The following is a 12,682-nucleotide window of genomic DNA, read 5'->3' as shown; positions in this document are numbered from 1 at the left end:
CGGCTGGTCTTCTCAACTTGAGGAGACAGGAGTTGATCATGGTCAGGATCGAGATCGAGGGACGCGGTGTGCTCATCGCCGGTCCACTGGAAGACATAGCCCGCCGGTTCGAGGACGAACTTGTCCGGCGGGGGTTCACGCGGAAGTCGCTGATGAACCAGTTGCGGCTGCTGGCCCATCTGTCCCGGTGGCTGCAGGCGCGGGGCATCGCGGTGGGCGAGTTGACGGCGGGGCAGGTCGAGGTGTTCCTCGCTGAGCGGCGCCGCACCCACACGGGCCTGTTCTCGCGAAAGGCGCTTGGCCCGACGCTGGAATGGCTCGCCTACGAGGGCGTGATCCCGGCCGCGGCGACCATCGCGCCGACGGCTACGGATCCGGTGGAGTTGGTCGGGTTTGAGGGGTATCTGCGCGTTGAGCGTCACCTGGCGGCGTCCACGATCGCGGCAAACGTGGCCCGGGCGCGCAGGTTCCTCGCCGGGTATGCCCCGCCAGAAGGAGCGGTCGCGTTGACCGCGGCGGAGGTGACGCGGGCGCTATTGGACGAGGGCGTCACCCGTCGCCCGGTGTCGGTGAAGGCGTTCGGATACACGCTCCGGGCGCTGCTGAGGTTCTTCTTCATCACCGGTGTGACGAGTCACGACCTTTCGGCGGCGACGCTGGTGATCCGTTCCCCGCAACCCTCCCGCCTTCCCGTCGGCGCGAGTCGCGACGAGGTGGCTGCACTCTTGGTCTCTTGCGACCGTGACACCAGCGCGGGACTGCGCGACCACGCGGTGCTCTTGCTCCTGGCCCACCTCGGGCTGCGTGCGATCGAGGTCGCCCGGCTCCGACTGGACGACCTCGACTGGCGCCGTGGCGAGATTCTCGTGCGGGGCAAGGGCAATCGTGACGAGCGGCTCCCGCTGCCCGCCGAGGTCGGTGAAGCGGTCGTCGCCTACCTGCAAGAGGCGCGCCCTGCCGGAGTCGGGTTCCGGGAGGTGTTCGCCGCCGACCGCGCGCCGCTTCGTCCCTTGACACGGGAAGCGGTCGGCGGGATCGTCGAACGCGCCTGCGACCGGGCGAGCCTGGCGAGGTTCGGGGCGCACCGGCTGCGGCACACCCTCGGCGAGCAGATGGTCGCCGCCGCGGTCCCGCTGGACGCGATCGGGCAAGTGCTGAGACACGAGACGGCGCTGACAACCGCGGGCTACGCGCGCGTCGATGTCACGGCGCTGCGCGACCTGGCGCAACCCTGGCCCGCCATGACGGGCGGCGGTCGGTCATGATCGCCTGGGAAGCGCACGTCGATGACTACTTGCGGCTGCGCCGCCAGCTCGGATTCACCCTGGTCTGGGACGAGCACCTCCTCGGACAGTTCACGACGCACCTGAACGCCGCCGGGGCCAGGCTCCTGACGACGACGGCGATGATCGACTGGGCCGGTCTGCCTCGCCCCGACGGCGGGGCCGGAGCATCACGCGCGGCAGTGAGGATGAGGGCGGTGCGCTCGTTCGCCGCCTACATGCACGCCCTCGACCCAGCCCACGAGGTCCCGCCCGCGGCGGTGTTCTCGCACCAGACGCGACGGACCACGCCCTACATCTACACGCCCGGCGAGATCACCGGTCTGCTGGAAGCGGCTGGCCGGCTGCGGCGATACGAGCGTTCGCGGATCTTCCCGGTCGTGTTCGGGCTCCTCGCGGCGACGGGCATGAGAGTCGGGGAACTCCTCGCGCTCGACGCCGACGAGGTCGACCTGGACGCCGGGATCATCACGGTCAGCCGCGGCAAGTCCCGCGACCCCCGGCTCGTCCCCGTCCATGCCACGACAGCGGCGACGCTCACCGAGTATGCCGCCCGGCGCGCCGATCGCACGGCGCAGTCCGCGGCGTTCTTCATTGATCACCGCGGCAGGCGGCTGTCTCGCTGCAACACGCAGTATGCGTTCGAGCGGGCCCGCGAGGCCGCTGGCCTGACCGCGGGCGGGGCCAGGCCGCGGATGCACGATCTGCGGCACACGTTCGCGGTCACGACGCTGCTGGGCTGGTATCGCGAGGGGGCGGACGTCGCGGGCCTGCTGCCGAGGCTGTCGACCTACCTCGGCCACAGCAACCCGGCCAACACCTACTGGTATCTCACCACCGTCCCGGAGCTGCTCGCCCACGCCGCCCGCATGCTCAACATCGCGCAGCAGACGACGCGGGAGGCGCGCACATGACCGCGTTCGCTCCGCTGCTGCAGGCGTTCTTCACCGACCGGCTCATCACTCAACGCCACGCCAGCGCGAACACAATCGCCGCCTACCGCGACACGTTCAGGCTCCTGCTCGCCTACCTTCACGAGCACACCGGGACGGCACCTGCGGGCCTGGACATCGGCGATCTCGACGCGACCCGAATCGGCGGGTTCCTCAGTCATCTCGAACACGAGCGGGGCAACAGTCCCCGCACCCGCAACGCGAGGCTCGCAGCGATCCACTCACTGTTCTCCTACGCCGCACTGCGGCATCCAGAGCACGCCGACACCATCGCCCGGGTCCTCGCGATCCCCGCCGCGAGAATCCAGCGCAACCTCGTCACCTGGCTCACCGACGCCGAGACCACCGCGCTGCTGGACGCCTGCGACCAGACCACCCGCACCGGAAGACGCGACCACGCGATGTTCGCCCTCGCGATCCAGACCGGGCTGCGTGTCAGCGAGCTGACCGGGCTGAACCTCGCCGACATCCGCACCGGGACCGGCGCGCACGTCCACTGCCTCGGCAAGGGCCGTAAGGAACGCGCCACCCCGCTGCTGCCCGACACCATCGCGATCATGAACGCCTGGATCACCGAACGCGCCACCCCCGGCACGGAGCCGCTGTTCGCGACGACCACAGGCCGGCGCCTGAGCCGCGACGCGGTCGAAGCCAGGCTCCGCCACACCACCGCGGGAGCGGCCAAGTCCTGCCCGTCACTGACGGGAAAGAACGTCACCGTCCACACGCTGCGTCACACCGCAGCGATGCGGCTGCTGCACGCGGGCGTCGACGCGACCGTGATCGCGCTCTGGCTCGGGCACGAGAACGTCGCCACGACCAGCATCTACATCCACGCCGACATGACCATCAAGGAGCAAGCGATCGCGAAGACCACACCGGTCGGCACCAGCCCCAGCCCGCGCTACCAGCCCAGCGACACGCTCCTGGCGTTCCTCGACCGGCTCTGATTATGCCGACAACCGCAGCCCGGCCACCGCCGCTGACCAGGACCGCCCGAGCATCATCGGCATAACCACGACCACGGCATAACAGACGGCGATCAGGACATCCTCGACGCCACGGTTCTTCAGCTCCGTGAACACCTGCAGCCAGAACCTTGCGCCTTCGCCGCCATCACCGGCCCAGATCCCCAGGATCTCCCGTTCCCCGGCCGTGGTGACGCCCATCACGACGTAGAACGGGGTGTTGCGGACCTGCCCGTCGCGGACTTTGACGACGATCGCGTCGACGAAGATCACCGGGTAGAGCGCGTCCAACGGTCGCGCGGACCACTCCGCGAGCTCCCCGGCGACTTTCTCCGTGATCCGGCTGATGGTGTCCTTGGAGACCTTCGCCCCGTAGACCTCGTCGAAGTGCGCCGCGATCTCACCTGTCGTGAGCCCGCGGGACGAGAGGGAAAGCACGATCTGATCGATCCCCTCGAGGCGGCGTTTCCGTTTGGGGACGATGACCGGCTCGAACGACCCATCCCGATCCCTGGGGACCTCGATCTCCACCGGGCCGATCTCGGTCAACACCGTCTTGACCCGCGTCCCGTTGCGCATATTCGCGGCCGTCGGCGTCCCGCCGTGATCATGGCCGAGATGCTCGGTCAGCTCAGCGTTCAACGCCGTCTCGAGCACACTCTTGGTGAGCTGGTTCAGCAGCCCTCCCGGGCCCACCAGGCTCACGCCCTGTTCCTTCGCCTGCGCGAGCAACCGCTCCGCGAGGTCCTTCTGATCGATGATCTCCCCGGTCACGGGATCAATCATCGTCTCGTCCAACATCTTGGTCGTGTCAGCCACGGCCATCTCCTTTCGGATCAGGCCGGACCCTCACACACCGTTATTCAGACAGTCCCCTTGATCTGTTGGCGCATGGTCTCACCCGACTTATCTGGCTCTTCACAATCGAGGGTGTAGTTGCGGCCTGAACCCTCCGGTCTCGAGCAGCGATCTGGCGATGTAGCTGGTCAGGTTGCGGAACCCGAGCGCGGAGCCGCGCAGGTGCTCGAGCCTGCCCTTGATCGCCTCCGTTGGGCCGTTGCTGGTGCCGGGCTGGTCGAAGTAGGCCAGGACGTCGGCGGCGCGCTTCTTCAGGGTTCTGCCGAGCTTGGTGATCTCGACCAGGACCGTCGGCACGCCGGCGCTGAGGTCGTCGATCAACTTGGCCATCAGCTCACGGCCACGGCTTCGGTCCTCGTGCCGGTAGGCAGCGATCATCCTCTGGTAGACGCCCCAGGTCGCCTCGACCTCGACGTGGTTGTCGTCGGCGAACAAGGACCTGAGTCGGGTTGCCTGCTTGTCTGTGAGCAGGTCGGCGCCGGTGCCCAGCGTGCGTCGCGCCGAGTAGAGCGGGTCGCCCTTCATCCCGCGGTGCCCGTGGATGGCTTGTTGGACCCGACGGCGGCACACGTCCAGTGCCTCGCCCGCGAGCCTGGTGACGTGGAAGGGGTCCATCACGGTGACCACGTCGGGCAACTCCTCGACCGCGGCGGTCTTGAAGCCGGTGAACCCGTCCATCGCGACGACCTGCACGGCGTCGCGCCACGACTGCGGCCGGTCGGCGAGCCAGGACTTGAACGCCTGCTTGGAGCGGCCCTCGACCATGTCGAGCAGCCGGGCGGGGCCAGTGCCGTCACGGACAGGGGTGAGGTCGATGATCACGGTGACGTACTTGTCGCCGCGGCGGGTGTGGCGCCACACGAGTTCGTCGACTCCGATGACCTTGACGCCGTCGAATCGGGCCGGGTCGTTGATCAGCAGCCGCTTGCCTTCGGCCAGGACCGCGTCGTTGGCGGTGTTCCAGGCGACGCCGAGTCCTTCGGCGACCCGGGCCACGGTGAGGTGCTGGACCACGATCCCTTCCAGCGCCCACCGCAGCCCAGCACGGGACAGCTTGGCCCGCGGTTCGGCCGCCGCGCTGGTGTCTTGGCGCCACACGCGGGTGCAGCCGGTGCACCGGTACCGACGGACCGTCACGACCAAGGTCGTCGGCCGCCAGCCCTGCGGGGCGTGGGCGAGCTCGCGCGTGACCGAGTCGCGCGGGCTGCCTTCACAGCCGCAGCCGCGGCACCAGCGGTCGTCGTCGACGACCCGGCACGCGAGAACGGCACGGTCGGGCTCGATCCGTTGCCCGGTGACGACGAGCCCGAGGTCGTCGAGCCGACAGAACTTGGTCAGGTCGGGGCAAGCGAAGGTAGCGTCAGACAAGTCGAGGTCTTCTGGATGGAAGGTGTAGGAACCCCCATCATCGGGAGACCTCGGCCCCTACCTGGCCACCGCCCCAGCTACACCCTCATCTGTGATGAGCCGATTAAGATACCCGGTGGTTGGAAAACGTCTGCCACTGAGTACTTCTCCTGGTCAACTGGGTGCGGGTTCGGGTGGTCGACATCGCGGGTGGGGTGAGGCGTGTCGTGTCCCGATGAGGCAGGTGCCGTGGTCAGCGGGTCTCACTCGCTTATGTCGGGATGGGCGGTGCGCGCCTGCCACGCCGAGGTGACCATGTCGTCGATGGAGTGGCGCATCCGCCAGTCCAGGTCGCGGGCGGCGGCGTCCCCGTTGGCGACGATGCGCGCCGGGTCGCCGGGGCGGCGCTCGCCGATCACCGGCTCGAAGGTGTGGCCGGTGCCACGCTGCATCGCGTCCATGATCTCGCGCACCGAGAGCCCGTCGCCGCTGCCCAGGTTGTACACCGGCCGCAGCTCGCGCCCCTCGGCCATCGCCGTCGCGGCGGCGACGTGGCTGGTGGCCAAGTCGGCGACGTGGACGTAGTCGCGCACGCAGGTGCCGTCCGGCGTCGGGTAGTCGGTGCCGTTGATGCGGGGCGTGCGGCCCTCGATGAGCGCCTCGATGACCAGCGGGAACAGGTTGTGCGGGCTGGTGTCGTAGACCTCGTCGGTGCCGGAGCCGACGACGTTGAAGTAGCGCAGGCTGACGTGCTGCAGCGGCGTGGCACCGTCGGTGAGCTCCAGCGCGCGGGCCTGGTCGGCCAGCAGCCACTCGCCGATCAGCTTGCTCTGGCCGTAGGGCGACTTGGGGGCGGTGGGCTGGTCCTCGGTGACCAGGTCGACGTCGGGGGTGCCGTAGACGGCCGCCGAGCTGGAGAACACGATTCGGCTGACGCCGACGCGCTGCATCGCCTCCAGCACCGCCGCGGTGCCCTGCACGTTCTGGCTGTAGGTGTGCAGCGGCCGGGCGACCGACACGCCGGCGTACTTGTACCCAGCGATGTGCATCACGCCCTCGACGTCGTGCTCACGCATCGTCCGCTCCAGCAGCGAGGTGTCCTGCACCTGGCCTTCGACGAAGTCGACGCCGTCGGGCACGAATTCCCGGTGGCCGCTGGACAGGTCGTCGACCACGATCGGGGTGATGCCCTGCTCGATGAAGGCCCGCACGACGTGCGACCCGATGTAGCCGGCTCCGCCGGTGACCAACCACGACATGTCTTCTCCTGTGTCTCTGGGGATGCTCGAAGAGGGTGCTGGTGCTCACGCGGTCACGCGGTCTGCCGACGTGCGCAGCGCCCGGTTGGCCTTCTCGACGTCGAGCCGGGTGAGGAAGAACAGGATGATGCCGGTGGCGATGGCCGGGATCCACAGGTACATGAAGTACAGCATGGTGATGGTCGAGTCGGGCTGGGTGGTGGCCTTGCCGACGTAGCCGCTGGCCGCCAGGAGCCAGCCGGCCAGGGCGGTCCCGACGCCGCCGCCGATCTTCACGCCGAGGGTGGTGCAGGAGAACATCATTCCGTCGATGCGCTTGCCGGTGCGCAGGAAGCTGTACTCGGAGGCCTCGGCGATCAGCGCGTTGAGGGTTCCCTGCAGGGGGCTCATGCCGAACGACGCGATCGCGGAGCAGGCGATCATCAAGGGGATGTTGCCAAGGTAGCCGCTGGCCACCACGCCGAGCCGGCCCACCAGTGCGATGACGTAGCCCCACACATTGACCTTGAACATCTCGCCGTAACGCTTCACCAGCGCGGGGGTGAACAGCAGGCCGATGATGAGCGGAATGTTGATGGCCCACGCGAACACGCCCAGCTGGGTGGCGTCGCCCAGGATGTAGGTCATGAAGTAGATGCCCATGTTGAGGGTGGCGGTGAAGATCTGCTGCACCAGGAAGATCACCAGGATGATCAGGTAGTACTTGTTGCTGAGCAGGATCCGGGCGCCCTCCTTGAAGGTGTACTTGTCCGCGACACCAGTCTCGCGACCCTCGTCGAGTTCCTCCGGGGGGAGCTCCTTGACCGACATCACCGAGATGGTGTTCACCACCAACCCGATGACCGCGTAGATGATCGCGATCCAGCGCCAGCCGTCGGCGCCGCCACCCAGCGCGCGGACCCCCTGCACGGTGAAGGTCTGGATGAGCATGCTGGTGGTGAAGGCGAACATGAACCGGATGGAGCCCATCTGGACGCGTTCTACGGAGTTCTTGGTGATGAGCGCGGTCAGCGCCGAGTAGGCGATGTTGTTGGCGGTGAAGAAGACGCTGTTGAGCAGGGTGTAGGCGATGAAGAACCACACGTACTGTGCGGTCTGGCCCAGCCCGCCGGGGATGGCGTAGCAGGCGACGAGGGTGATGGCGCAGCCGATATAGGACCACAGCATCCACGGGCGGGCCTTGCCCATTCGGGTATGGGTGCGGTCGAGCAAGGCCCCGAAACCGATGTCGGTGACACCATTGAACAGCTGGGCGACCATCATGAGCGTGCCGATGACGCCGGGGTTGAGGCCCATCTGGTCGGTCAGGTAGATCATCAGGAAGGCCGACAGGAAGGCGTAGACGACGTTGCCGGCAACGTCGCCGGAGCCGTAGCCGATCTTGTTGCCCCAGGTCAGGTACGTCTTGCCAGAACTTGCAGCGTGTGTGGGCATGGTTTCGGGTCTCCCGGTGGGTTCAGCGGCGGGTGGGGGCGAGGACGAGGTCGACGTGGTACGTCTCGTCGTCGACCCGGTAGCGGGCGAGCAGCTCGGGGCCGCAGCTGTTGGAGCCGATCCCGGCCATGGCGTGGTCGATGCACAGCACCACCTGGTCGTCGGGGTCCAGCTCGACGTCGTGTCTCGTAATCGACAGCTGCTCTTGGGTGATCCGGGAGGCGTTGAACGAGAACGGTCGCGGTGAGGTGACGGTCAGGCCACGCGCCGCATCGGCTTGCTCCACACGGACCCAGTCGCAGTCTCCGCGGCTGCCGTTCTCCTGGGGGCGGAGGTAGTCGACGAACAGTCCGTCGATGCTGCTGGTGAAGTGGCCGTGGCGGCTGGCCTGCCGCTTGTCTGGGTAGTTCTCGCCCGGACCGAGCCCGACCCACGACGCCTGGTCGAGTTCCGGTGCCAGGAAGAAGCGCAGACCCAGTCGGGGCAGGGTTGGGAACCCCGGTGTGCGAGTGACGTCCATCTGGCACCGCAATCGGCCCGCGACGTCGATGGTCCAGCTGGCGTCGAGGCGCAGGATGGGCTGGATCGTCGCGGCGTCCAGGGTCATGCGGGCGCGCACCACCACGGACCCGTCAAGGGTCTGGGCGGAACACTCATGTGCGCGGACCGCGGCATACGGGTAGCGGGCCCGTTCCCACTCCAGGCGGATGCGTCGGTCGTTGTCGGTGGGCGCGCGCCAGATGTTGACCTCCGCAGGTGCCGTGAACATCTCCTGGTCGCCCACGAGCATCGACGTGGGCATCCCGGTGCCGGTGTCGAAACGGTACTGGAAGCCGTCACCACGCACCGTGATCGCGGAGGGGTCCTGCTCGACGGCGGGGGAGACGCCACCGGGCGGTGCCTCGAGCAACTGCACGGACTGCTGGTTGCGGGGGTCGGCGACAGGGACGGCGACCTCATCGAAGCCGAGCTCCTGGCCCGCGGCGCGCACCGCGTCGCCGACGCGGAGGCGTTGCGTCACACGCAGGTGACAGCGCCCTACCCGCGGCAGCTGGGGGCGGCAGGTCACTTGGGTTTCGGTGTGGGGCGGAACAGGACGCGTGAAGGACAGGTCGCCACGATCTAGGACGATCCCGTCGCAGACCAGCTCCCAGGACAGGTCGACCACCTCGTCGAGATTTGTGAAGTCCAGGTCGTTGCGCAGCGTCAGCATGCCCGCGCCGGGGTCGTGCGCGACGACTCGGGCTGGGCGCTGCACGTTCTTCAGTTCCAAAAGGCCGGGGTGGGGTCGGCGGTCGGGCCACACGAGGCCGTCGACGCAGAAGTTCCCGTCGTGGATGACTTCACCGGAGTCGCCGCCGTACAGGTAGCAGGGGCGGCCGTCGTCGGTGTGGCCGGCTAGGACGGCGTGGTCGCACCACTCCCACACGAACCCGCCGCACAGGCGAGGGTCGGTGTGGATGAGCTGCCAGTAGTCCTCCAGGTCACCGGGCCCGTTGCCCATTGCGTGGCAGTACTCCACCAGCACCAGCGGCTTGTCTGGATCGCCTGCGAGGTAGTCGAGCATCTCCTGCTGTGACGGGTACATGCGGCTGTACAGGTCGATGTTCGAGTAGTCATAGCTGCGCTTGGAATCGCGGTAGAAGGCGCTCTCGTAGTGGGTCACCCGGTCCGGGTCGAACTCCTTCATCCAGGCCAGGGAGACCTCGAGGGTGCAGCCATAGGCGCACTCGTTGCCGGCCGACCAAGAGAAGATGCTCGGCCGGTTCTTCTCGCGCTGGACGCAACGCTGCACGCGGTCCAGGGTCGCCTCCGTCCAGTCGGGACTGTCGGCGATCAGCTCGTTCCAGTGCTCGACGACGTTGTCCCAGGACTCGTCGGCCAGGAACTGGGCCTGCGTTCCGTGGCTCTCGTTGTCGGCCTCCGACATGACCAGCAGGCCGTACTGGTCGCACAACTGGTAGAAGCGGGGGTCGTTGGGGTAATGGGAGCTGCGCACGGCGTTGATGTTGTGCCGCACCATGAGTTCCAGGTCGCGGCGCATGTGGGCGACGTCGACGGTGGGTCCGGTGGCGGGGGCGGAGTCATGGCGGTTGACGCCCCTCAACGTCACCGGGCAGTCGTTGAGGCGCAGGACCACGTCGTCGATCGAGACCTCTCGCAGACCCACCTGGTCGGTGACGACCTCGTCTGGCATCTCCAGCAACAGGGTGTACAGCTCCGGGTGCTCGGGGTTCCACAGGCGTGGCCGGTTGACGTGGAGTTCGACGGCGTGGCTGTACCCGCGGGCGTCGTTGGCCTCGGCCAGCACACCGCTGGCCACCGTCGTGCCATCTGCGCCGAGCAGCGTGGCCCGGGTCTCGACCGGGCCACCCACGTACGAGGCACGCAGGCGCACCGTGGCGCCGGCCTCGTGGATCTGGGTAGTGGTGAAGTAGTCGAACAGGTGACGGGTAGGGCGGTCGACGAGGTAAACGTCGCGGAAGATGCCGCTGGTGCGGAACTTGTCCTGGTCCTCGAGGTAGGTGCCGTCACACCACTTGAACACCAACACCGCCATGTGGTTGGTGCCCTCCACGAGCGCCTCGGTGATATCGAACTCGCTCGTGGCGTGGCTGACCTGGCTGTAACCGACGTAGTGCCCGTTCACCCACACGTAGAAGCAGGAGTCGACGCCCTCGAAGACCAGCGTCGTGTCGGGCGCCGCCGCGTCGGCGTGGTGATCGAAGGTGGTCCGGTAGGCGCCGCAGGGGTTGTCCACGGGGACGTGGGGCGGGTCCAGCGGGATCGGGTAGCGCACATTGGTGTACTGGTGAGCGTCGTAGCCCTGATGCTGCCAAGTACCCGGAACGGTGATTGGAGCGAAACCCTCGACCGTGCACCCGGGGTCCATGAAGGCCTCGTCCAGGTCGTTGACCGAGTGGTGGTAGCGGAAGTCCCACTGACCGTTGAGCAGTTGGACCCGGTCGGACGACTCACGGGCGGTGACGACATCGGTCACTGCCGCTGAGGCCGGCACGAAGTAGGCATGGGCGGCCAGCGTGTTCTCGTGCAGGACCTCCAGGCCCTGGTGGTGCTTCGGGATGCTCACCGCTGCTCCTGTCCGTTCCGGCCCCGACGGTGGGGTGGAACTCCTGTGGGGTGGTGGCCTCGTCGGACTCGGCAACTTCGCCGACCATTCTGCGCCTCCACGTAGAAATGTTTGCGGCACCATCGGGATCCTTGTTCGATGCTGCGCCTTGGATGTGCAGAATGTCAAGGTCTTGAGCGCGAGCACTTGTTCGCGCAAACATGAACGTCGACGACGAGGTCTTCCGGCTGGGCCACACGCCCGGGGTCGGCGGTGAGGAGGAACGTGACGGGTGACGATCTGGCCCAGCAGGCATGGAGTGACGAGCAGGGCACGCGCGCGGCGCTGGAACTGTTCCAGCAGCACTTCGACGGGCGACCCGGCGGCGTCTGGGCGGCCCCCGGTCGGGTGAACCTCATTGGTGACCACGTCGACTACAACGACGGCACCTGCCTGCCCATGGCCCTGCCGCACCGCACCTTCGTGGCGGTGGCGCGTCGCAGCGACACTGCAGTACGCCTGGTCACCGGTCTGCAGACAGACGCCCCGTGGCGGGGTGACCTCGCAGAGGTGCGGCCGGGCGGCGTCGAAGGATGGGTGGCCTACAGTGCGGGACCCGCTTGGGCGCTGCGGGAAGAGGGCGTGGCGACAACCGGCTTCGATGCCGCAATCGTGTCCTGCGTTCCCGTGGGCGCCGGTCTGTCGTCCTCGGCTGCGGTCGAGTGCGCCATGGGTCTGGCCCTGGGGGAGCTGAACGGCGCACCGATGGGTGGCGACGACGCGGGTCGCGCCCGCCTGGCCGCACTGTGCGTCGAGTCGGAGAACCGGGTGGCTGGAGCCCCGACCGGTGGCATGGACCAGGCTGCGTCACTGAGGTCGGAAGCTGGGACGCTGCTGCACCTGGACTGTCGTGACGGATCCGTCGAGCACGTGGCCTTCCCCATGGGGGAGATGGGTGTCGACCTGGTCGTGGTCGACACCAGGGCCAGTCACGAATTGGCCGACGGGCAGTACGGACAACGCCGTGCGAGCTGCGAGGCGGCGGCCCGGGCATTGGGCGTCGCTTCGCTGCGCGAGGTGGCAGACCGCAACCGACCCGAGGATCTCGAGCCGCTCCTGGCGGCGCTGCCGGACGAGCAGATGCGGTCCCGGGCCCGCCACGCCATCACCGAGATGTGGCGGGTGGAGGACATGGTGAAGGCTCTGGGTGCGTGTGACGCCGTGGGGGCGGGCCGGTTGATGAGCCAGTCACATGCCTCGCTGCGTGATGACTTCGAGGTGAGCGTCGCAGAGCTCGACGGTGCGGTGGAGGCGGCCGTCGAGGCGGGGGCCTTCGGCGCCCGGATGACCGGCGGTGGCTTCGGGGGGAGCATCGTGGCGCTGGTGCCGCGAGGGCGGGCCTCGGACGTTGCCCACGCGGTAGTCGAGCGGGCGCAACAGGAAGGTTTCCCGATCCCGGAGGTGCACCTGGTCACTCCCAGCGCGGCCGCGGGGCGTCTTGCATGAGTGA

The 12,682-nt window shown here is 67.9% G+C and carries 8 protein-coding genes and 1 pseudogene; 4 read left to right on the top strand and 5 right to left on the bottom strand.

Features of this window, described 5'->3' with window-relative positions:
- Positions 1 to 38 precede the first annotated feature (38 nt).
- From FHX68_RS02135 to FHX68_RS02125, 3 genes are read left to right on the top strand one after another with little or no spacing between them, the layout of a single operon-like run.
- Positions 39 to 1,265 (top strand): tyrosine-type recombinase/integrase, encoded by a 1,227-nt coding sequence (locus FHX68_RS02135; protein WP_141381567.1) that lies wholly within the window; start codon positions 39 to 41, stop codon positions 1,263 to 1,265.
- Entirely contained in the window at positions 1,262 to 2,197 is a 936-nt protein-coding gene (locus FHX68_RS02130) for a tyrosine-type recombinase/integrase (RefSeq protein ID WP_141381568.1), read from the top strand. Before FHX68_RS02135 ends, FHX68_RS02130 begins: the two co-directional genes overlap by 4 nt.
- Positions 2,194 to 3,186 (top strand): tyrosine-type recombinase/integrase, encoded by a 993-nt coding sequence (locus tag FHX68_RS02125; RefSeq protein ID WP_141381569.1) that lies wholly within the window; start codon positions 2,194 to 2,196, stop codon positions 3,184 to 3,186. Before FHX68_RS02130 ends, FHX68_RS02125 begins: the two co-directional genes overlap by 4 nt.
- 81 nt (positions 3,187 to 3,267) lie before the next feature.
- Here the strand turns inward: FHX68_RS02125 and FHX68_RS02120 are convergent.
- From FHX68_RS02120 to FHX68_RS02100, 5 genes and pseudogenes are all read right to left on the bottom strand, one after another.
- Positions 3,268 to 3,990: pseudogene (locus FHX68_RS02120) on the bottom strand (IS256 family transposase); the annotation flags it as partial.
- 132 nt (positions 3,991 to 4,122) lie between these two features.
- Positions 4,123 to 5,430, bottom strand: a complete 1,308-nt coding sequence (locus tag FHX68_RS02115; RefSeq protein ID WP_141381464.1) for an ISL3-like element ISPfr4 family transposase — start codon at positions 5,428 to 5,430, stop codon at positions 4,123 to 4,125.
- Between the two features lie 242 nt (positions 5,431 to 5,672).
- Complete coding sequence (gene galE / locus FHX68_RS02110) at positions 5,673 to 6,668, bottom strand: UDP-glucose 4-epimerase GalE (RefSeq protein WP_141381463.1); 996 nt, start codon at positions 6,666 to 6,668, stop codon at positions 5,673 to 5,675.
- 45 nt (positions 6,669 to 6,713) lie between these two features.
- A complete protein-coding gene (locus FHX68_RS02105; RefSeq protein WP_141381462.1) occupies positions 6,714 to 8,102 on the bottom strand; it encodes an MFS transporter in 1,389 nt (462 codons plus the stop codon).
- 22 nt (positions 8,103 to 8,124) lie between these two features.
- Positions 8,125 to 11,193 carry a glycoside hydrolase family 2 TIM barrel-domain containing protein gene (locus FHX68_RS02100; protein ID WP_013160163.1) on the bottom strand — a complete coding sequence of 1,023 codons (3,069 nt, stop codon included), beginning with the start codon at positions 11,191 to 11,193 and terminating at the stop codon, positions 8,125 to 8,127.
- 264 nt (positions 11,194 to 11,457) lie between these two features.
- Here FHX68_RS02100 and galK point away from each other — a divergent pair, with 264 nt between their 5' ends.
- Positions 11,458 to 12,678, top strand: coding sequence for a galactokinase (galK, locus tag FHX68_RS02095; RefSeq protein WP_229661640.1), 1,221 nt, complete (start codon positions 11,458 to 11,460; stop codon positions 12,676 to 12,678).
- The last annotated feature ends 4 nt before the right edge of the window (positions 12,679 to 12,682 follow it).

The organism is Microbacterium lacticum (genome assembly GCF_006716815.1).
GTDB classification, from domain to species: domain Bacteria; phylum Actinomycetota; class Actinomycetes; order Actinomycetales; family Microbacteriaceae; genus Microbacterium; species Microbacterium lacticum.
Note: the sequence above shows the minus strand (reverse complement) of the source record. Positions and strands in the feature narration are given on the sequence as shown.

Excerpts from the sequence above, each read along its gene's own strand:
- FHX68_RS02130 (WP_141381568.1), top strand. The coding sequence starts at position 1,262 with ATGATCGCCTGGGAAGCGCACGTCGATGACTACTTGCGGCTGCGCCGC.
- FHX68_RS02105 (WP_141381462.1), bottom strand. The coding sequence starts at position 8,102 with ATGCCCACACACGCTGCAAGTTCTGGCAAGACGTACCTGACCTGGGGC.
- galE (WP_141381463.1), bottom strand. The coding sequence starts at position 6,668 with ATGTCGTGGTTGGTCACCGGCGGAGCCGGCTACATCGGGTCGCACGTC.
- FHX68_RS02125 (WP_141381569.1), top strand. The coding sequence starts at position 2,194 with ATGACCGCGTTCGCTCCGCTGCTGCAGGCGTTCTTCACCGACCGGCTC.
- FHX68_RS02135 (WP_141381567.1), top strand. The coding sequence starts at position 39 with ATGGTCAGGATCGAGATCGAGGGACGCGGTGTGCTCATCGCCGGTCCA.